Origin of the sequence: Saccharothrix sp. HUAS TT1, from assembly GCF_040744945.1 — a bacterium.
Classification (GTDB): Bacteria; Actinomycetota; Actinomycetes; order Mycobacteriales; family Pseudonocardiaceae; genus Actinosynnema.
The window spans coordinates 7,752,441-7,772,945 of record NZ_CP160453.1 but is presented as its reverse complement, the minus strand read 5'-3'; the positions used below and the strand labels follow the sequence as shown (position 1 = coordinate 7,772,945).

Genomic DNA, 20,505 nt, shown 5'->3' with positions numbered 1-20,505 from the left:
CGGTGGGCGGGGAGCCCGCCGCACCCTCAGACCGCCGGTCGCAGCAGGGTGATCCGGTTCGCGCCCAGCTCGGTCACGTACAGGTAGCCCGTGGTCGGGCTCTGGGCGATGTCCAGCGGCTGGTTGAAGCCGGTCAGGCCGGTGGTGCCGGTCGTCCGGTTCGACAGGGCGCCGGTCGGGGCGACGTCGAAGTGCTGGACGTCCTGCCCGGACGAGTAGCGCACCACCAGCAGCCGCCCGTCCAACCGGCCGCCGAACGCGCCGCCCCGGTACTCGACGGCCCCGTTCGGCGACGCGTGCAGGCCCGCGTCGTACGTGCCCGCCAGGTCGAGGTTGCGGTCCGGCGCGACGCCGACCGGGTACGCCGAGGTCTGGAACGGGTCCGCGCCCGACGTCGGGTTGCCGCCCGCCAGCACCCACTCGCAGCGCACCGGCGCCGGGTGCCCGTAGTACCTGCCCGGCTTCACGTCGAACACGTAATCCGTCTCGGCGCTCGGGTTGTTCGTCACCGCCGGGACCGCCGGGCCGGTGTACGGGCCGTCACGGCGGGACGCGCACGCGGCCGGCAGGGGTGACGGGGTCGCCGGCGCGTTACCGCCCGCCGCCGAACCGTTCGTCGGCACGTACAGGTGCCCGTTGCGGTGCCACACCAGGTCGTACGCGTTGCGCACGCCGGTCGCGTGGATCGTCACGGGCGCGTCGGCCGCATAAGGGTCGTACGAACCGCCCGCCTCGGTGCGCACGTCCACCGGCAGCGCGGCGGGCAGCCGGTCCGGGTGGATCTTCAGCACGGCGGCGCTGAGCAGGTGCTCGGCCCGGTCGCCCCACGTGGTGTCGGGCGCGCCCATGGCGTTCATCGAGCCCTGCGCCAGGTACAGCGCGCCGTCCGGCCCGAACGCGAGCGAGTTCGACTCGTGGTCCTTGACCGAGCGCGGCAGGCCGGTGACGACTTCGGTGTAGACGCCGAGGTCCGGTCCGCTGAGCCGGGCCACCTTGCCGGACCAGTCGGGCGCGTTCGACGTGCCGCCGTGGTTGTCGGTCACCCACAGCACCGGCGCGACGGCGGTGGACGCCGGGTCGAACGCCAGGCCGATCACGGTGCGGTTCGGCGCGCCGGGCAACCCGGCCGCGGTGGCGTGCGCGCGGACGGTCTCGATGACCGCGGCCGGGCCGAGAGTGCCGTCGGCGCCGACCGGGAAGCGGCGGAGCTGCCCGGTCAGCGTGGCCGCGTACAGCCTCCCGTCCGGCCCGAACGCCACGCTGGTGAACGGCGCCCCGGTCGCCACCCCGAACACCTGCTGGAACGCGATGGGCCCGCCGGACGACCCGGCGCCCGTGGTGAACACCGACGAGAACGGCTGGAACGCGTTGCCCGCCACGTCCCGCACGCCGGACGTCACGGTGAACCGGTAGGGCGTGGTCGGCGCGAGCGGCGCCAGCGGCGACAGGTTGACCACGTCACCGCCGCCGCTGGTGATCGCGTTGGCGGGCACGGCCGCGCCGTCCGCGACGCGGGTCAGCCGGACCGTGGCGGACGACAGCGTGGCCGGGTCCACCGCGCCCGCGGGCAGCCGCAGGTCGGCCACCACCGACGTGGTCGGGTCCGCGGCGGTCGCCAGGTTCGCGGGCGTCACGGCGCGCACCGAGGGCGCGCCGTCCGGCAGGCCGTCGACGTCGACATGGTTGAGCTTGGTGTTCGCGCCCGAGCGGGGGGACAACGTCAGCTGGCCGTCGGTCACGGTGACCACACGGGTGGCGGTGGCGTGCTTCGCGGTGGAGGTGGGCTTGAACGCGGCGACGGCGTTCTGGTCCTCGACGCTGAGCCAGTGCGCGCTGTCGGTGGCGGTCCCCGCGTCGCCGACCGCGACCGTGACGGTGTACGAGCCGTTGGGCACGGCGATCTCCCAGCTGCCCGGCGTCGGCACGCCGGGGGAGGTGGCCGGGAGTTGGGCGTGCACCAACGTCGCCAACCGCGGATCACCCGTGCCGCCGCGGTTGCGGCCGTTGCCGACCAGCGAGAGCGGTGTGGTGGCGCCGAGGGACACCCAGCCGTAGGTCCCGCCGGTGGCCCGCGGGCCGTAGGGCTCGCCGAAGTCGCGCGCGTAACCGGCGGCCGGCGTGGTGGCCTGGTCGGAGAAGTCGATCCGCGCGGAGAACGCGGCGGCGTGCGCGACCCCGGCGTGCGCGATCCCGATGTGCACGGCCCCGGCGTGCGGGACCCCGGCGGCGGTCAGGGCGATGACGGAAGCTGTGGCGGAAGCGGTGGCGGCGAGAACTCGCACGGCGGCCCCCAGGCGACGACCTCGGACAGCGGAGTCGACCAGCTTCCCAGGTCACGCCGGCGGGACGACCGCCGAAGGGCGGCCCCGGCGTGCGGACCACCGAAGAAGCCGCGGAACCAGCCGTTCGGCTTGTTGTCGCGGTGTGAACGCGCCTTTACGGTCGGTTGACGTCCCGCCCCGGTCGACGATCACCCTGTGGAGGTCCGCGGTGTCGAGGAAACGAATCTGCGCCGCCGTCGGCGCCCTGCTGCTGACCGGCACCGCGCTGGTCACCGTCCCCACCACCGCCGGCGCGGTCGACGACCGGCCCACCGCGGTCGTGTCGCTGGGCGACAGCGCCATGTCCGGTGAGGGCGCCGGTTCCTACGAGCCGGGCACCGCGGGCGAGAACGGCAACTGGTGCCACCGCTCGACCCAGAGCATGATCCACCGCACCCAGCTGGCCCAGCGCACGATCAACCTGGCCTGCTCGGGCGCGGACTCGGCGAACGTGTCGCTGGCCGACACCGTGCACTACACCGAGGGCTCGCAGGCCCGCCGGCTGATCGACATCGCCCGCCAGTACCGGGTGACCACGGTCGTCGTGCAGGTCGGCGCGAACGACGACGTGCGGTTCGCCGACACCATGGTCGACTGCGTCGCCGCGTGGGCGAACCCGTTCGGCTCCAGCTGCCGCTCCAAGCTGGAGCGCGAGTGGCCCGGCCGGTTGGCCGCGATGGCGCCCAAGGTGGAGAACGCGCTGAGCGACGTCCGGTCCGCGATGTCCCAGGCGGGCTACGCCGCGTCGTCCTACAACCTGGTCCTCACCTCGTACGCCTCGCCGGTGACCGAGAAGATGGACCGCATCCTGCACGGGCCGCAGGGCTGCCCGCTGCGCTTGGCCGACGCGGGCTACGGCCGCACCACCGCCGTGCCGCAGCTGTCCGACGCGCTGCGCGGCGTGGCGTCCCGGGCGGGCGTGAAGTTCCTCGACTTCGCCCGCGCCACCGAGAACCGCGAGGCGTGCAGCAAGGGCGACAGCTCGTCGGGCGAGTGGCAGCGGCGGCTGACCGTCGACCCGTACGCGCTGGTGACCGGTGGCCTCGACGCGATCGGCCTGCACCTGGCCCAGCAGTCGTTCCACCCGAACGCCGCCGGGCACGAGCAGATGGGTCGCTGCATCACCGAGTTCATCAACTCCGGCACGGGTTCGGCCCGCTGCCTGGCCGGGGCGGACGGCAACCTGCACGCCGTCGCCTGAGGTCCTGACCACCGGGAACCGCCCTCGTCCGATTCCGGGCGAGGGCGGTTCTTCCCGTTGGCGCGCAACCCGGTCATCCCCACCGGCGTCATATGGGTAAGTTGACGGAACCGGATAGGGATTCGCTTTGGGGGGACCGGTGTCCAGAAAAACCTTCGTCCGCGCGTGCGGACTGGTCGCGGCGGCGTTGACCGCGGCCTCGTGCACGTCGAGCGGGGCCGAACCGCTCGCCCCGGAGCTGGCTCCGCGCGGCACCGTGCAGACCACGGCCAAGCCCACCCGGCAGGACCTAACGAACAAGGTCAGCCTGACCGGCGCGGTCACGATGAACCCGCTGTTCGGGATCGTGGCCCCGGTCGCGGGCCAGGTGCGGTACTGGACCGTGGCCGAGCCGACCGGCACGCCGACCAGGCCGACCCGGGTCGCCACGGTCTGGGCGGACGGCAAGCCGAACAACGTGGACGTGCCCGCCGGCGCCACGTTCGGCGGCCGTCTGGTCGACGACCTCGCGACGGTCACCGCCGGGATGCCGATCGCGTCGGCGAAGCACGCGGGCTACGGCATCGTCGCCGAGATCAGCGGCGAGCAGGCGTACCAGATCTCCGACGCCGTGCAGGGCGTGGTGCAGGCGCAGATCAAGAACGGGCCGGGCCCGTTCGCGTGCGCCCTGCTCGGCACGATCGCGGCGCTGCCCGCGGGCACCGTGCCCGCGCCGCCGCCCGCGCAGCCGGAGTCCGACGACGACGCCGCCGCCGACGGGACGCCCGTCCGGCAACCGCCGCAGCAGCCGCAGCCGCCCGGCGACTCGTCCGCTCCGACCGGCCTGCGCCTGGTGTGCACCGCGCCCGCCGACGTGAAGCTGATCAACGGCGCGTCGGCCACCCTCGAACTGGTCACCGCGTCCGCGCAGGACGCCCTCGTGGTGCCGGTCGAGGCGGTCGCGGGCGGCCAGGGCAAGGGCAAGGTCGACGTGGTCGGGCCGGACGGCGCCAAGCAGACCACCGACGTCGAGCTGGGCCTCACCGACGGCAAGGTCGTGGAGATCAAGTCCGGGTTGACCGGCGAGGAGACCCTGGCCGTGCCGGGTCCGAACCTGCCGCCCGGCGAGCAGGCCGGTCAGGGACAGCCGGAGGCGGGGCGCAAGTGACCACCTCGCCCCTCCCGCTCCCGCCGCCGGCGGTCCAGCCCGCGGCCCAGCCGCCGCTGATCCACCTCACCGGCGTCACCAAGACCCTCAAGGGCCAGGACGAGCCGCGCACCATCCTCGCGGGCGTCGACCTGGCCGTGCACGCGGGCGACAGCGTCGCCATCCTCGGCCGCTCCGGCTCGGGCAAGAGCACGCTGCTCAGCCTCATCGGCCTGTTCGACCGGCCGGACGGCGGCCAGTACCTGCTGGGCGGCCGGGACATCACCAGGCTGCCCGAGCGCAAGGCCGCCGCGCTGCGCAGCGCCGAGTTCGGGTTCGTGTTCCAGCGCTTCTTCCTGCTCAAGCACCTGACCGCGGCGCAGAACGTGGCCATGGCGCTGGTCAACGGCCAGGGCTGGCTGCCGCGCCGCAAGCGCAGGGCGAAGGTGCTGGCGGCCCTGGACCGGGTCGGCATCGGCCACCTGGCCAAGCACAAGCCGCCCCGGCTGTCCGGTGGTGAGCAGCAGCGCGTCGCCATCGCCCGCGCCCTGGTGCGCGAGCCGCGCGTCCTGCTGGCCGACGAGCCGACCGGCGCGCTGGACACCGACACCGGCAACCTCGTTGTGGAGGTGCTGCGGCAGACCACCGAGCAGGGCTGCGGCCTGGTGCTGGTCACCCACGACCACGACCACGCGGCGAAGATGGGCCGGGTGCTGCGGCTGTCCGACGGCCTGCTGCGCCCGGCCGGTCAGCGGGTGGTCGCGTGATCGGGCTGTCCGGCAAGCTCCGCGCGTCGGTGATCATCGGCGGCCAGGGCATCCGGGCCCGCAAGCTGCGCACGTTCCTGTCGATGGTCAGCCTGTTCCTCGGTGTGCTGGCCGTGGTCGTGGTGCAGGCGGGCGCGGAGATCGCGAACCGCGCCATGCTCGCCGACATCGAGCTGTCCCAGGGCAGGGACGGCACCCGGCAGATGTACCTGTCGCCGGAGGGCCGGGCCGTCCCGGTGGCGCTGGAGGTGCTGGAGGGCCGCACCGACTCGGTCGCCGTCACCACCGCGCGGGCGATCATCGGCGAGCCGGGCGTGAAGCCGATCAACGAGGGCGGCGGCCCGATCGACCAGCCCGGCTACGGCGGTCCGCGGATGACGTGCGACGAGTCCGGCTGCTACCCGGTGGACGACGGCGACAGCGGCGCGCCGCAGGGCCAGGCGATCGAGCTGCAGCTCACCGGCCTCACCGGCGACATCCGCCAGTTCCGGCCGTTCCGCCCGTCGCAGGGCCGGTGGCTGGACTTCGGCGGCGGGCCGTCGCTGTCGCCGCGGCTGGTGCTCAACGAGCAGGCCGCCAAGGCGTTCACCCGCTACCACGTGCCCGCCGAGATGCGGGTCGACGGCGCGACCTCGAACCCCACGCCGCAGATCATCGGCGTGGTGGACGACGGCGGCTACCAGCCCGCCGCCTACGTCCGCTCCGACGAGCTGCTGAACTGGTTGCCGGTCACCAGCATGGGCGACAGCAACTCGGGTCCCGGCCTGCAGGTGCTGATGACGCCGTCCGCGACCGAGGTGGAGCACACCCTGCGGGCCAGGCTGGTCGCGGCGGGCACGCCCGCCGACCGGATCCACGTGAACACGGTGGAGACGCGGGAGCGGATGTCCACCGAGCTGGCGCTGATGCGCTGGATCTTCCTGGGCATGGCGGCGCTGGTGCTGCTGATCGGCGTGGCGGGCATCCTGAACGTCGGCCTGGCCACCGTCGGCGAGCGCATCGAGGAGTTCGCGCTGCGCCGGGCCGTCGGCACGCCGCGGCTGCTGCTGGCGGGCATCGTGCTGGCCGAGACGCTGCTGACCGGCCTGCTCACGTCGGCGCTGGCGATCGGCGTCGGCGTGCTGGGGCTGCAACTGGCGCCGGCGGTGCTCGGCTCGCGGTTCCCGTCGCTGGGCGAGGTGGCGTTCCCGTGGCAGGCGGGGGTGGCCGGCGTGGTCGCCGGTCTGGTGGCGGGCGTCCTCGGCGGCCTGGTGCCCGCCCTGCGCGCCGCGCGCATCCCGATCTCCACGGTGATGCGCGCCTAGCCGGTCGTCAGGGCGCGGCGGTCCACGGCCGCACGCCGAGCCTGCCGGTGCTGCCGAGGTCGACGGTGACGGGGGCGCCGTCCTCGCCGACCGGGGTGAACACCTGCGTCGGGCCGCCGGTGGTGACGGCGAGCACCAGGTGCTCGCCGACCACCGGCGGCGCGGACGTGTCGTCGTAGGTGTTGCGCCACAACAACCCCGTCACCGCCGACCCGCCCGGCCGCACGGAGACCGGCTGCGGCGCGGCGTCGAACGCCTCCACGGCGGAGATCCCGAACGACCCGGGACCGACCGCGACCGCCACCGGCTCGCGGTCGGCGCCCAGGACCGCGACGGACGGGTAGCCCTCCAGCTCCAGCGCCTCCGAGCCGCAGTTGGTCAGCTCCAGCGTGAGCACCCGCAGCCCCGTCGCGGCCTCCTGGCCCGTCACCGCGTACTCCACGCCGGTCGGGCAGGCGTCGGCGGACGGTGACGGCGTCGGCGGGACCGGCGGGGCGGTGGCGCACGCGGACACGGACGCGGACACGGCGAACAACAACAGGAATAGCAGTCGGGGCACGTCGCCGATCCTGGCACAAAAGCGGAAGTTGCCCGACCGCGCATTAACGGGATAAGGTCGACCACGTGACTGCCGGGTCGGCCTTGAGCCACGAGCGAGAGAGTCACCCGGCCGCGTCTTGACCGCCGGGTGGGCCAGGGGCCCGCCGCACACCGGGGTAGTCCGGGTTTCCGCGCAGGTAGGCGCGACGCACCCGCTCCCCACCACCACGCACCAGCGCACTTCGCGGCGCAGTCGCGCGCCCGACCGCGGTCCACCCGGACCGCCGTGCCCGCGCGCCTCCACAAAACCTCCACCGAAAACCACCGTGACGCCCACCGGTGGTCATCCGGTCATGCCCAAAATCAGGAGAAGAACCGCAGATGGATTTCAACCGCCAGGTGATCGACGAGTTCCGCGCCAACGCGGGCCGCGTCGGCGGACCCTTCGAAGGAGGCAGGCTCATCCTGCTGACGACCACCGGCGCCCGCACCGGCGCGGCGCACACCAACCCCGTCGGCTACCTGCCCGACGGCGACCGGATCGTCGTGATCGCCTCGGCCGGCGGCGCGCCGCGCCACCCCGACTGGTTCCACAACCTCGTGGCCAACCCGGTGGTCCGGGTCGAGGACGGCGTCTTCACCTACGAGGCCGAGGCCACCGTCCTCGAAGGCGCGGAGCGGGACCGGCTGTGGGAGCGGGCGCTGGAGACCGACCCGGGCTGGGCCGGGTACCAGGCCAAGACCACCCGGCAGATCCCGATGGTCGCGCTGCGGCAGGTCGCGGGCGGGCCGCCGAACGCGTCGAGCATGGGCGAGGCGCTGAAGCTGCTGCACGACGCGTTCCGCCGCGAGCTGGCCACCATCCGCCGCGAGGTCGCCGCGTCCGGGTCGACCCTGGGCGCGCAGCTCAAGGTCAACTGCCTGACCGCGTGCCAGGGCCTGGGCTTCCACCACAGGTCCGAGGACAACGGCGTGTTCCCGGCGCTGCGCGACCGGTTCCCCGAGCTGGGGCCGACGCTGGACCGCCTCGGCGAGGAGCACGAGCGCCTGGCCGAACTGCTGGCCCGGTTGCAGCGGACCGTCGAACGGGGTGACGCGGCGACGTTGGGCGCGGACGTGGACCGGCTCGTCGGAGAGCTGGAGGCGCACCTGGCCTACGAGGAGGAGAACCTGATCCCCTTCCTCGACGCGTGACGACGACCGGGCGTCCGGGACGGGGCGCGGGTAGGTAGGACTACTCGTCTTCGTCCCGCCCGGCGGGAGTTCGGCGGTGTCGGCGGCTCGCGACCGTTTGAATGACCCTGTTTCCCATCCACCGAGCAAGGAGATGTCCGTGGGTAGAGCAAGGGGCTTGGGGGCCCTGTTCGCCTCGCTGGTCGTCACGGCGACCGCGCTGAGCGCGACCGGGGGAGCCACTGCCGCGCCGTCGGCCCGCACCGCGCTGAACCCGGCGGCGGTCGCGGAGTCCGTGCGGTACCTGGTCGACAACTACGGCGTCAGCGAGCGGGAGGCGCTGCGCCGGCTCGAACTGCAGGACCAGGCCGTCCGGCTGGACGGCCTGCTGCGCAAGGAGAACGCGGGCGAGTACGGCGGCATGTGGCTCGACCAGGACGCCGGCGTGCTGGTCGTGGCCATGACCGAACCGGCCGCCGCCGAGCGGCACCTGGCGGGCCTGCCCGACCGGGCGCGCGTCCGCACGCGGGCCGTCCGGCACTCGCTGGCCGACCTGACCGCCGCCAAGGACCGGATCGCCGCCAAGGTGGGCGCCGGGGCCGACGCGGTGTACCTGCCCGCGGTCAGCGAGCGCGACAACGAGGTCGTCGTCTGGGAGCGCTCGTGGGTCGCGCAGCAGGACTTCTCGGCCGCGTCGGAGGGTGACGCCGCGCGCCGGGCGATCGCCGACGAGGCCGGGGTGGCGGTGCGCGCCGCGGTGCTGCCCAAGCCGAAGCCGATGTCGTCGTCGTGGCCCGACCCCGGCTTCTGCCACCCGCTGAGCTGCGTCGGCCGCGGCCCCATGCGCGGCGGCCTGCGGCTGGACCTGAAGCGGGACAACGGGACCTGGGGCGGCTGCACGGCCGGCTTCAACCTGCGCTCCACCGGCGGCGGCCACCCGGGCAAGGCGTGGGTGCTGACCGCGGGCCACTGCAACTGGAACAAGACCAACAACACGCCGACCGAGCACAACGGCGTCCAGGTGCTCCAGCAGCACGGCATCGAGAAGAACGCCTACCCGTACGACTACGCGGCCCTGCCCTACCTCGACACCGCGACCGCCAACACGTGGCTGGAGAACCACACCGACCGCAACCGGGTGCTGAAGTACTGCCGCAACGGCGGCTGGGACAGCAACTTCGACACGCCGTGCGGCGCGCAGGCCACCTCGGTGGACGAGCCCATCACCGGCATCCACGGCCTGGCCGACGTCAAGGCGGGCTGGGTGGTGTGCGCGTCCGGTTCCGGCTCGCACTCGGGCCTGGACGACTACCCGAACGTGGTCGACACCGGCGCGGGGACCGGCTACCTGGTCGGCACCCGCTGCGGCCGGGTGCTGTCCACCGACGTCGGCATCAACACCGACCTGTGCGCACGTCCGGGCGACAGCGGCGGTCCGCTGTTCAGCCAGGTCGACCACACCGCGCTGGGCATCCTGGAGGGCAGCCAGCAGGAGCGCCAGGGCCCCTGCGAGCCCGGCGAGCTGAACAACTACGTGCCGATCGACACGATCCTGACCGACCTGAGCGCCCGCCTGGCGAGCCAGGGGTCGACGTTCTCGGTGATCACCACGCCGAACGGCTGACCGCGCGGGTGGCCCCGCCCCCCGACCGGAGGGGCGGGGCCCACCCCGGGTGGTCTTCACCGACACCAGGACCAGCGCCCCGAGACCGGCCAGCACTCCGCAGCCACAGCAGGGCGGGCACGCACCACACCCAGTGGTGGTGCCACGAGACGGGGGAGACGAGCAGCGCGGTCAGCGCGCACGTCAGCACCCCGCCCGGTGTCATGGGAAAGCCCTTTCCTCGACGTCGTCGACGAGGCGGCGTGCTCCCGGACGTAGGGACCGGCCCGGCTCCGCGTCAACGGCCCCGGGTCGGTCGGGCGCCGGTCCCGCGTGCCCGTGGGCGACACCGGTCCTGGTGTCCACTGTGGTCAGTAGTGGCGGATGCCGGCCGACAGCGTCCGCGCCCACGGCGCGTCGACCGCGCCCGCGTCCGCCGCCACCACCAGGTGGCACAGCATGCCCCTGGCGAAGAAGCCCTGCACCTGCTCGTCGCTGCCGCCGGACACCCCGCGCACGTACTCCACCGTCCGGGCGTACCCGCGCTGGACGACCTCGCGCACCGGCGGCTCCGACACCGCCGCGCACTGGGCGTGCATCTGGACCAGCAGCAGCGCGTCCTCCTCGGCGATCAACCGGGCGTACGCGTCGCCCATCGCGTCCAGGACCGCTTCCGGCGTGCTGCCGGCGGCCCGGGCGACGCCGTCGGCGAGGCTTTCCCTGATCCGGGCGAAGCAGTGCTCCACCACGGCCAGGAACAGGGCTTCCTTGTCCGGGAACAGGCGGTAGACGTACGCCTGGGAGATGCCGGCGGACTTCGCGACCTCGCCGGTGGTGGTGCCGTAGTAGCCGCGGGCGGCGAACGCGCCGAGGGCGGTGCGCAGGACGGTCCCGCGCCGTTCATCGGCGGTGGACAGTCGACGTTCGCGCGCCGCTCCAGGCATAGGTGTAACCAACCACTCACACCGGTCCAAGTCAAACCGCCCGCCAGGGCCGCGGCAGGCGTTAGGGTCGCCCGCATGTCTCGTGGCGCCGCTGCCGTGGTACCCCTGCTCCTGCTGGCCGCCTGCGCCTCGCCCCCGGCCGCCGCGCCCGTCACCACGACGACAACCACGACCACCACCACTGCCACCACGACGACGACCACCACCGCCGTCCCCACCACCACGACGACGACCACGACGACCCGGTTCACACCACCACCGGCGGGCAACCCGAGCGGCGGCGCGGTGGTGCCGCCCGAGGCCGCCGCCGCGGACACGTCCCGCCCCACGCGGGTGATCGGCGACGGCACGCCGGCGGGCTGCACGTCCCAGGCGGTGGTGGCGGCGGTCGCGGCCGGCGGGGTCGTCACGTTCGACTGCGGCCCCGACCCGGTCACCATCACCCTGACCGCGACCGCGCGGGTGCGCAACGACGCCACGCCGGACGTCGTGCTCGACGGCGGGGGATTGGTCACGCTCAGCGGCGCGGGGCAGCGGCGCATCCTCTACCAGAACACGTGCGACGAGGCGCTGGGCATCACCACCTCCCACTGCCAGGACCAGGACCACCCGCGGCTGACCATCCAGAACCTCACGCTGGCGGACGGCAGCTCGGTCGGCGAGGAGGAGGGCGGCGGCGCGGTGTTCGTGCGCGGCGGGCGCGTGAAGGTGGTCAACTCGACGTTCCTGCGCAACAAGTGCGGCGCGACCGGGCCGGACCTCGGCGGTGCGGCGATGCGCGTGCTCAGCCAGTCGCAGGGGCGGCCGGTGCACGTGGTCGGCAGCACGTTCGACGGCGGCACGTGCGCCAACGGCGGCGCGCTGAGCAGCATCGGCGTCTCGTGGGTGGTGCTGAACAGCGTGCTGCGCAACAACTCCGCGATCGGTCGCGGCGCGAACCCGGCCCGCCCCGGGACGCCGGGGGGCGGCAGCGGCGGCGCGATCTACGCCGACGGCAACAGGTTCGCGGTCCGCATCGCCGGGTCCGCGGTGGAGGGCAACAGCGCCAACGAGGGCGGCGGCGCGGTGTTCTTCGTCAGCAACGACCGCACCGGCACGCTGGCGGTGGAGTCCTCCACTTTGCGCCGCAACCCGAGCGCCGGTTTCGAGACGCCGGGCTACCGGGGCATCTTCTTCCTCGGCGCGGCCGAGCCGTCGGTGTCGGCCTCGACCATCCAGTGAGACCGGCCTGACCGGACACCCGGATCGCGCCGTTCGGCAGCACCGGAAGAACTCCCGTCGATCGTCGGATTGTGAGCAGGGCTTCCGCCACGGACGATGAGTCGCCGGCTGAGGGGCCGGCTGGGTACTCCCTGCGATCTCGACGTCCGGCCACCCTGCGAGCACGACCCGGCCGGGCGCGGGAAGGATCAACCGTGCGCAACACCGCGAGAAGGACGCTCGCCCTGGCCGCGAGCGTCGCCGCCACCCTGGCCGCGTTCGGGGGCCAGGCGGTCGCCGCCCCGCCGCCACCGGACGCGACCACCCCCACGCCGATGGTCGTCGGCGGCACCCAGGCCGCCAAGGGCGAGTTCCCCTGGATGGTCCGGCTGTCCATGGGCTGCGGCGGCTCGATGCTGACCGACCAGCTGGTGCTGACGGCGGCGCACTGCGTCAGCCGCACCGGGAACAACACCTCCATCACCGCCACCTACGGCGTGGCGGACCTCCAGGACACCTCCCGGACCACCCGCACGTCCACCTACGTGCACCGGTCGCCGACCTACGACACCGCCACCGGCGGCGACTGGGCCATCGTCAAGCTGGCCAGCCCCATCACCGGCGCGGCGCTGCTGCCGATCGCCACCACGACGGCCTACAACACCGGCGTGTTCACCGTGGCCGGTTGGGGCGCCACGCGGGAGAACGGCGGCCAGTCCCGCTACCTGATGAAGGCGAACGTCGACTACATCGACGACACCACGTGCAAGAACTCCGATCCGTACTACGCGGACCTGATCCCGGCCGCCGAGCTGTGCGCGGGCAAGCTCGCGGGCGGCACCGACACCTGCCAGGGCGACTCGGGCGGCCCGATGTTCCGCCGCGACAACAACGGCGCGTGGGTCCAGGTCGGCATCGTCAGCCACGGCAACGGCTGCGCGCGCGCCGACAACCCCGGTGTCTACGCCGAGGTCAGCACGTTCGCGGCGGCGATCAACCAGGCGGCGGCCAACCTCGGCGGCACGCCGCAGCCGCCCGGCAAGGTGTTCGAGAACGTCGACAACGTCACCATCCCGGACGCGGGCGCGGCGGTGTTCAGCAACGTGACCGTCAGCGGCGTGGCGGGCAACGCGCCGTCCACCCTGAAGGTCGGCGTGGACATCAAGCACACCTACAGCGGTGACGTGGTGGTCGACCTGGTCGCGCCGGACGGCTCCACCTACCGGCTGAAGAACTCCAGCGGCTCCAGCACGCCGAACGTGGTGACCACCTACACGGTGAACGCCTCGTCCGAGGTCGCCAACGGCACGTGGCGGCTCAAGGCGCAGGACGTCTACCGGCAGGACACCGGCTACGTGGACGCCTGGCGACTCACCTTCTGATCCGCCCTCCCCGACGACCGCGCGCCGAGCACCCGGCGCGCGGTTCGTCGTGCGGCTGCCCGGAACCGGCCCGAAGACGCGGCCCGAAGCGCCGGCAGGTTCGCACGGCGGGAGAAGCACGCGGCCGGGCGACTTTGCCAGAGTCGCCGGATGACGCATGCGGTGGTGCTGGGCGCGAGCATGGGCGGGCTGTCGGCGGCGCGGGCGCTGGTCGGGTCCTACGACCGGATCACGGTCGTCGATCGGGACCCGCTGCCCACGGAGGTCGGGCACCGGCGCGGTGTGCCGCAGGCCAAGCACTTCCACACCATCCTGTCGCGCGGCATGACGGCGCTGGACGGGATGTACCCGGGCCTGTCCGACGAGCTGGTCGCCGCCGGCGCGCTGCGGGTCGGCTTCACCGTCGACTCGCGGTTCGTGCTGGCGGGCCACGCCATGGCGCGCACCGCCACCGGCGCCGGTGACGTCCAGACGACCCGGCCGGTGCTGGAGGGTGCGGTCCGGGCGCGGCTCGCGGACCTGCCCGGCGTCACGGTCGTGCCCGAGTGCGACGTGGTCGGGCCGGTGGTCGAGCGCGGCCGGGTGACCGGGGTCAGGGTCGTCCGCGACGGCGCCGGGGAAGTGCTCGCCGCCGACCTGGTGATCGACGCGATGGGCCGGTCCGGGCGGGCGCGGTCGTGGCTCGCGTCGCTGGGCCTGCCGACGCCCGCCGAGGACCGCATCGACGTCGACATGGTCTACGCGAGCCGGTTGGTGCGGCCGGGGGCGCCGTTCCCGGACAAGCTGGTGCTGGTCGGCCCGGTGCCCGGTCGGCCGACCGGGTTCGCGTTCGCCGCGCAGGAGCACGGCCAGTGGATGGTCACCCAGGTCGGCATGGCGGGCGACCACCCGCCGACCGACGAGTCCGGCTTCCTGGCGTTCCTCGAGCGGTCCGCGCCGCCGGACGTGCAGGACGCCGTGGCCGCCGCCGAACCGCTGACCGGCATCCGCACCCACCGGTTCCCGGCCAGCCTGCGCCGCCGCTACGAACGGCTCCGGCGGTTCCCGGCCGGCCTGCTGGTCTTCGGCGACGCGATGTGCAGCTTCAACCCGATCTACGGCCAGGGCATGACGGTCGCCGCGCTGGAGTCCGAGGCCCTGCGGCGGTGCCTGGACGACGGTGAGGCGAACCTGGCCGCGCGGTTCTTCAAGGCCGCGGCGAAGATCATCGACCCGGTGTGGCAGCTGAACGCCCTCGGCGACCTGGCGCTGCCGGAGATCCCCGGCCACCGCTCGCCGTCCACCAGGGCGCTGAACCGGTACGTCGCCCGGCTGCAACGCGTCGCCGCGCACGACCCGGTGGCCGCGACCGCGTTCATCCGCACGATCGGCCTGCTGCAGCCGCCGACGTCGATCCTGCGGCCGGACGTGCTGGCCCGGGTGGTGTTCGGGGGGATGCGCCGCTACTGAGCCGGGCCGACTGGGCCGGGCCGACTGGGCCGGGCCGACTGGGCCGGGCCGGCCCCGCCGAACGGCCACCTCGGGCGCACGCTGCTGCCGACCGCGATCGTCGCGGTGAGCGCGGTCTTCGTGATCGCGGGGTGATCAGCCGCCGGGTGCAGCCGCGCAACCGGATCGGGTTGCTGTTCGTGCTGGTGGCCAAGGGCCGGCCGTTGCTGCTCGCGCACGTGCTGGTGGCGTTCCCGACCGGCAGGCTGCGCACGCTGCCGCGCCGGCTGGTCCCTGCTCTTGGTGAGGTGAGGCGCGAGCTGTCCCGGGATGCGACGGTCTGTCGCGATAAAGATGACCCCTTCGGGCTAAAGAATTAACTCGATAGGTTGGCCTACTCCGCAAAGGCGCGGTCCTCTTTCGCTCGTCAGGGTGATTTCCGCAGGCCGCATCCCCTGACGGTTTGCCATTTACCGGCACACGGATGAAACTTCTTTCCTCCGATCGGGCGGATCGCTACCTTCCTTAGGCGTGGATTCGGCGGATCGTGGAATTCACCCGGAGTGGCGAAAGGTAGTCGATGAGCATTTACCTCACAGGTCTGCTGTGGGTCGGCGGTGCGGCGGTCGTCGCCGCCGGGTTCGCGTACCTGATCCGCAGGTACGGCGAACTGGAAGGCCGTTCGGCCAACAACGAGGCCGCGGGGCAGGTGTTCACGATCGTGGGCGGCCTGCACGCGGTCCTGGTGGCGTTCGTGCTCATCGCCCTGTTCGACGCGGTCACGGACGCGGCCGACGCCGCCTACCAGGAGGCGGACGGGCTGGTGGCCGCCACCTGGGCCAGCGACGCCGTGTCGCCGGAGACCGGCGCCGAGGTGCGCGAGCTGTCCCGCCAGTACGCCGAGACGGTCATCAACGACGAGTGGCCGGAGATGACCGCGGGCGACGACGTCCAGTCGACCGGTTGGGCCCAGCTCGACCGGCTGCGCCAGGTCGTGGCCGAGGCGTCCGCGGACGACGGCTGGCAGGTCGAGCGCAAGACCGAGGCCGCGAGCAGGCTCTGGCAGGTCTACGAGGCCAGGCAGGTGCGGCTGGACGCGGCGGGCGGCGGGGTCAGCGCGGTGGTGTGGTTCGTGCTGATCGCGGGCAGCGTGCTGTCCGTGTGCCTGCCGCTGCTGTTCGGCGGACCGCGGATCCGCACGCACGTGCTCATCGTCGCCACCCTCGCCGCCACCATCACCCTGCTGCTGTACGCGACCTACCAGCTGCAGAACCCGTTCGGCGGCGGCGCGGGCGTGAGCCCGGACGCCTTCGAGGCCGCGGTGGAGCGGTTGGGATGATCGACGCGCTCGCGCAGGTCGTGTGCACCGCCATCCAGGTGGAGGCGAGCGCGCACGGCCCGTCGACCGCCTTCCGGGTGCGGTTCCCGTCCGGCGAGTCGACGTCGCTCGCCGTGCTGGACGTGCGGTTGAACGCCATTGGCTACTCGGCCGGGCAGAACCTCGTCTACGGCGTGGACCAGCACGGCAGGCTGGTGGCGCTCGACCGGTCCGGGCGGGTGGTCGGCAAGCCGACCCACCCGTCACCGCTGCTGCGCAACGCGAAGGCGGGCGCGGTGGTCGGCGAGCGGCTGGTGGTGCGGATCGGGGAGTGGCTGCACTCGGTGGACATCGACCCGAACAGCCGCCACTACGGGGACGTCGTGCACGAGGCGTGGCTGTGGCCGTGGGTGGGCTTGACCGTCGACGACTTCGACCTCAACCCGGCCGACGGCCTCCTCTACGGCGTCGCCACCCACGTGCGCGGCCACGGCGTCGTCGTCAGCATCGACCCGGGCACGGGCCGGACGAAGGTCGTGCCGGGGGTCGGCCCGCTGCCCGGCGGCACGGGCTACGGCGCCGCGACCCTCGCGCCGGACGGCGCGCTCTACGCGACCAACAACCGCCACGACGGCCGCAGCTCGCTGTGGCGGGTGGCGCTGGACGGCTCGGGCCTGGTCACCGAGATCTCGTCCAAGCAGGCGCTGAACACCATCGACTCGTCCGGCTGCCTACCCGCCCCGCCGCCGATCACGACGACGACCCCCGCCCCGACCACGACCACGACGCCGGCGCCGACGACCACCCCGGCCCCGACCACCACGCCCGCCCCGACCACCACCCCGCCACCGACCACCACGCCCGCCCGCACGCCACCGCCGACGACCACGACGACCACCCCGCCGGCCCCCGAACTCGCGGTGCCCCCACCGCCGTTCACCCTGCCGCCCTACACCCCGCCGTCCCCGTCACCGCACACGCTGCCGCCACCCCCACCCCCACCGCCGCCCCCGCGCGCCCTGGAAGTGCCCGAGCGGCAGCCGGACGAGGTGGCGCTGGTCGACAACAACGTGCGCGACCAGCGGCGTTGGGGCTTGGTCGCGCTCATCATGGTCCTGGGCGCCGGCGCCCTCGCCCGCCAGGCCGCGAGCCGCCGCCGGTAGTCCGGGCGTCCGTCCCATTCGGCGACGACCGCCGCGGCCATCCTCCGAAGGTGCGACACGATCGCGGACCTTCGGCCGACGACCGGTGATCGACCCCCGCCCTACCGTCGACCGCGCAAGCGAGCCGTGGAGGGGGACATGGGCGAACGCATCGCGGCGCTGGACGTGCTGCGCGGGGTGGCGATCCTGGGCACGTTCGGCACGAACGTCTGGGTGTTCACGCACCCGCAGGGGGCATTGGGGTTCTTGACCGACTTCGGCTCCGGCGTCGGCGCGGACGCGGGGGAGGCCGTCGAGTCGCTGCTCCAGCTGCTGACCAACGGGAAGTTCCTCGGGCTGCTGTCGATCATGTTCGGCGTCGGCCTGGCGATCCAGCACGGTTCGGCGGTGCGCCGCGGGCAGCGGTGGCCGGGCTGGTACCTGTGGCGGTCGGCGCTGCTGCTGTTCGAGGGCCTGCTGCACTACGTGCTGGTCTTCGAGTTCGACGTGCTGATGTTCTACGCGGTGGTGTCGGTGCTGGTGGCGTTCCTGGTGGGGCGTGGCCGACGCGTGCAGACCTGGTGGATGGTCGCGATGGGCGCGGTGAACGTGGCCGTCGTCGGCCTGATCACGGTCGCGCTGCTGGCCGGTGGCGCCACCGTCGGCGACCCGGGGTTCGTGCCGGCGACGGACAGCTGGTGGGGCGGCGTGCTGGCCCGCGTCGAGCACTTCGCGCTCTTCCGCTCCGAGGGCTTCCTGGTGCTGCCGCTGAGCGCCGTGCTGTTCCTGGCCGGTGCGCGGCTGTTCAAGGCGGGCGCGCTGGAGGACTCCGCGCGCGGGGCGCTGATCCAGCGGCGGTTGGTGGTGTGGGGGTTGGGCGTCGGCGTGCCGCTGAACGTCGCGACCACGTTGGCGGGCGCGGACTGGTTCGCCGTGGACCGGTACGTGTGCGCGCCGCTGGTGGCGTTCGGGCTGCTCGGCGGCATCACCGCGCTGGTCAACCGGATGCGCGCGGAACCGGGCGTGCTGCGCGGCGGGCTCACGGCGGTCGGCCGGTCGGCGCTGAGCTGCTACGTCGGGCAGAACCTGATCGCGTCCGCGCTGTGCTACCAGTGGGGTCTGGGCCTGGCGCAGCGGTGGGGGAACTCCGGCGCGTGGTTCACCGTCGGCGTGTGGCTGGTGGTCTCGGCCCTGCTGGTGGCGGGGGCGTCGTGGTGGATGCGCCGGTTCGCGCGCGGCCCCGTGGAAGCGGTGTGGGACTTCGCCTACCGCGCGCCGCAGCGACGACCCCACCCGGTCGGCGCCTGACCGGGCGGTCGCGCGCCGGCTCACTCCGGTGCGGCGGCGGGCGCTAGTCGCAAGCCGGCGGGCACGGTGGCGCCCGCCGGCCAGGGAGATGCCGCCACCGGCGAACCGGGCGCGGTCGGACGAGACGACCCCGCCGGCGAACGTCGCACCGGCGAACGACAGCCGACCGGTGATCGTGGCGTCGGCGAACGTGACGACGCCCGCGCCGGCGAACGTCGCGCCGGAGAAGTCGCCACCGTCGAAGACAGCCCCGGTGAAGTCGAAGTCGTGACCGCGCCAGGTCCGCGGATCGTGTTCGGGGAGGTGGAGGTTGTCCCGGATGAGCCGGACCACGGTGAGCCGGACCTGTCGCTCCTGCCTCGGGTCCCGGCTCGCGGTAGCGGGTGCGACCGCGTCGTCCGGCGCGCCCAGCAGCTCGGCGGCCTTGCCGAACCGGTCGAGCAGGACCTTGGCGTCTTCGCGATAGGCGTCCAGCTCGTTGAGCCGCTGCCGTCGGCACGCCACGGCCGGCGCCACGACGGCCCCGGCGCCGCCCACGACCGCCGGCACGACCTTCACCGCGTCGAGCCGGTCCCTCGTGCTCCAGCCGGCCGCCGAGACCCCGGGCCGGTCCAGCAGGCCCACAGCAGGAGCCCCGCGCCACCGCCACCCGCGCCCACCACCCGGGCGCGAGGCTCACCACGGCGGCGACCAGGAGGACCGCCGCCAACCCCCGCCGCACGAGCGGCGTCCGCGGTGGTCCAGCACGGCACGGCTCACTTGCAACGATTGCTCGCTGATACCGGACATCATGGACCGGGGAGCGCGCGGGATCAGCGCAACCGCGAAGAAGCATCCCACTGTTATGGTCACGCTCGTGGCTGAGATGTCCGAGCAGTGGGTGGCGGTGCGCGAGGTGCTGCCCGCCGTCACCGAGCGGTTCGCCGACCTGGTCGTCGCCTCGGAGCCGGGCGCGGCCGCCACGGCCGACTGGACCGTCGCCGACACCGCCGCGCACGTCGTCGCGATCGCCTCGATCTACACCACGCTGCTCGCGCCCGACGGGGCCGAGGTCGTCGACCCCGCCCTGGCCGCCCGCATCCCGACCGTCACGGTGGACACCGTCGCCGACCTCAACGACCTGGCGCTGCGCCGGTTCCGCGAGCGCGACCCCGCGGCCCTGGCCGCCGCCCTCCGGTCACTGGTCGGCGTCATCGTGGACGTGACCGCGAGGACGGACCCGGCGCGGACCGTGCCGTGGCTGGGCGCGTCCCGGGTGCCGGTGGCCGGTGTGCTCGCCCACCTGGTGAACGAGCTGCTGATCCACGGCTGGGACATCGCCCGCGCCGTCGGCGCGCCGTGGGCGATCCCGCCGCACGAGGCCGGGCTGTTCTTCGACCTCTTCATCGTCGGCATGGTCCGCCACGACGTCGGCAGCCTGCTCGACGGCGAGCCGCCGCGCGACCGCCGCATCGCCGTCGCCTTCCGCTCCCGCCACACCAACCCGGTGACGCTCGTCCTGCACCGCGGCCGGGTCTCGGTCGAGGAGCCGGGCGGCCCGGTGGACGTCCGGCTGGGCTTCGACCCGGCCGCGCTGCACCTCGTGCTGTTCGGCCGGGTCAGCCGCACCCGCGCCGCGCTGGCCGGGAAGCTGCGCGTCACCGGCCGCCGGCCGTGGCTGCTGCCCGCGTTCCTGCGCGCCGTCCGGATGCCGACCAACTCCGTGCCGCTGTCCGGGTACTAGCGACGGGCGGCCCGGTCCGACCCCC

Annotated in this window: 17 protein-coding genes and 1 pseudogene; 14 read left to right on the top strand and 4 right to left on the bottom strand. The window is 73.7% G+C overall.

Translation table 11 applies throughout. The annotated features are described in order from the left end of the window. Positions 1 to 26 precede the first annotated feature (26 nt). Positions 27 to 2,282 (bottom strand): Ig-like domain-containing protein, encoded by a 2,256-nt coding sequence (locus tag AB0F89_RS34010; protein ID WP_367130037.1) that lies wholly within the window; start codon positions 2,280 to 2,282, stop codon positions 27 to 29. A 208-nt stretch (positions 2,283 to 2,490) separates the two neighbouring features. Between AB0F89_RS34010 and AB0F89_RS34005 the strand changes: the two genes are divergently transcribed. The 4 genes from AB0F89_RS34005 (at position 2,491) to AB0F89_RS33990 (ending at position 6,719) form a co-directional block, all read left to right on the top strand. Then, positions 2,491 to 3,522: a GDSL-type esterase/lipase family protein gene (locus AB0F89_RS34005; RefSeq protein WP_367130036.1), complete on the top strand. Its 1,032-nt coding sequence runs from the start codon at positions 2,491 to 2,493 to the stop codon at positions 3,520 to 3,522. A 139-nt stretch (positions 3,523 to 3,661) separates the two neighbouring features. Then, the gene (locus tag AB0F89_RS34000) at positions 3,662 to 4,669 is read left to right on the top strand and encodes an efflux RND transporter periplasmic adaptor subunit (protein ID WP_367130035.1); all 1,008 of its coding nucleotides are present in this window, start codon (positions 3,662 to 3,664) and stop codon (positions 4,667 to 4,669) included. Then, positions 4,666 to 5,415, top strand: a complete 750-nt coding sequence (locus tag AB0F89_RS33995) for an ABC transporter ATP-binding protein (protein ID WP_367130034.1) — start codon at positions 4,666 to 4,668, stop codon at positions 5,413 to 5,415. Before AB0F89_RS34000 ends, AB0F89_RS33995 begins: the two co-directional genes overlap by 4 nt. Continuing rightward, positions 5,412 to 6,719 carry an ABC transporter permease gene (locus tag AB0F89_RS33990; protein ID WP_367130033.1) on the top strand — a complete coding sequence of 436 codons (1,308 nt, stop codon included), beginning with the start codon at positions 5,412 to 5,414 and terminating at the stop codon, positions 6,717 to 6,719. Before AB0F89_RS33995 ends, AB0F89_RS33990 begins: the two co-directional genes overlap by 4 nt. 7 nt (positions 6,720 to 6,726) lie before the next feature. Here the strand turns inward: AB0F89_RS33990 and AB0F89_RS33985 are convergent, their stop codons facing one another. Beyond that, on the bottom strand, positions 6,727 to 7,278 hold the full coding sequence (locus tag AB0F89_RS33985) for a DUF4232 domain-containing protein (protein ID WP_367130031.1): 552 nt from the start codon (positions 7,276 to 7,278) through the stop codon (positions 6,727 to 6,729). A 362-nt stretch (positions 7,279 to 7,640) separates the two neighbouring features. Between AB0F89_RS33985 and AB0F89_RS33980 the strand changes: the two genes are divergently transcribed. After that, positions 7,641 to 8,453, top strand: a complete 813-nt coding sequence (locus AB0F89_RS33980; protein ID WP_367130029.1) for a nitroreductase/quinone reductase family protein — start codon at positions 7,641 to 7,643, stop codon at positions 8,451 to 8,453. Between the two features lie 139 nt (positions 8,454 to 8,592). Beyond that, on the top strand, positions 8,593 to 10,056 hold the full coding sequence (locus AB0F89_RS33975) for a trypsin-like serine protease (RefSeq protein ID WP_367130027.1): 1,464 nt from the start codon (positions 8,593 to 8,595) through the stop codon (positions 10,054 to 10,056). A gap of 350 nt (positions 10,057 to 10,406) precedes the next feature. Here AB0F89_RS33975 and AB0F89_RS33970 read toward each other — a convergent pair whose 3' ends face one another. Beyond that, the gene (locus AB0F89_RS33970) at positions 10,407 to 10,979 is read right to left on the bottom strand and encodes a TetR/AcrR family transcriptional regulator (protein ID WP_367130026.1); all 573 of its coding nucleotides are present in this window, start codon (positions 10,977 to 10,979) and stop codon (positions 10,407 to 10,409) included. Between the two features lie 75 nt (positions 10,980 to 11,054). On the opposite strand from AB0F89_RS33970, the gene AB0F89_RS33965 reads away from it, so the two are divergent. From AB0F89_RS33965 to AB0F89_RS33935, 7 genes are all read left to right on the top strand, one after another. Beyond that, the gene (locus AB0F89_RS33965; RefSeq protein ID WP_367130024.1) at positions 11,055 to 12,200 is read left to right on the top strand and encodes a hypothetical protein; all 1,146 of its coding nucleotides are present in this window, start codon (positions 11,055 to 11,057) and stop codon (positions 12,198 to 12,200) included. A 194-nt stretch (positions 12,201 to 12,394) separates the two neighbouring features. Further along, positions 12,395 to 13,561: a trypsin-like serine protease gene (locus tag AB0F89_RS33960; RefSeq protein WP_367130022.1), complete on the top strand. Its 1,167-nt coding sequence runs from the start codon at positions 12,395 to 12,397 to the stop codon at positions 13,559 to 13,561. Positions 13,562 to 13,711: 150 nt separating this feature from the next. After that, complete coding sequence (locus tag AB0F89_RS33955; protein WP_367130021.1) at positions 13,712 to 15,010, top strand: FAD-dependent oxidoreductase; 1,299 nt, start codon at positions 13,712 to 13,714, stop codon at positions 15,008 to 15,010. A gap of 131 nt (positions 15,011 to 15,141) precedes the next feature. Continuing rightward, entirely contained in the window at positions 15,142 to 15,369 is a 228-nt protein-coding gene (locus tag AB0F89_RS33950; RefSeq protein ID WP_367130020.1) for a hypothetical protein, read from the top strand. Positions 15,370 to 15,569: 200 nt separating this feature from the next. Next, complete coding sequence (locus AB0F89_RS33945; protein ID WP_367130018.1) at positions 15,570 to 16,328, top strand: hypothetical protein; 759 nt, start codon at positions 15,570 to 15,572, stop codon at positions 16,326 to 16,328. Further along, positions 16,325 to 17,470 carry a hypothetical protein gene (locus AB0F89_RS33940; RefSeq protein WP_367130017.1) on the top strand — a complete coding sequence of 382 codons (1,146 nt, stop codon included), beginning with the start codon at positions 16,325 to 16,327 and terminating at the stop codon, positions 17,468 to 17,470. Before AB0F89_RS33945 ends, AB0F89_RS33940 begins: the two co-directional genes overlap by 4 nt. 138 nt (positions 17,471 to 17,608) lie before the next feature. After that, complete coding sequence (locus tag AB0F89_RS33935) at positions 17,609 to 18,757, top strand: DUF418 domain-containing protein (protein ID WP_367130015.1); 1,149 nt, start codon at positions 17,609 to 17,611, stop codon at positions 18,755 to 18,757. Between the two features lie 186 nt (positions 18,758 to 18,943). Here the strand turns inward: AB0F89_RS33935 and AB0F89_RS33930 are convergent. Next, a pseudogene (locus AB0F89_RS33930) lies at positions 18,944 to 19,090 on the bottom strand (hypothetical protein); the annotation flags it as partial. 532 nt (positions 19,091 to 19,622) lie between these two features. Between AB0F89_RS33930 and AB0F89_RS33925 the strand changes: the two are divergent. Next, the gene (locus AB0F89_RS33925) at positions 19,623 to 20,480 is read left to right on the top strand and encodes a maleylpyruvate isomerase N-terminal domain-containing protein (protein WP_367139123.1); all 858 of its coding nucleotides are present in this window, start codon (positions 19,623 to 19,625) and stop codon (positions 20,478 to 20,480) included. Positions 20,481 to 20,505 lie beyond the last annotated feature (25 nt).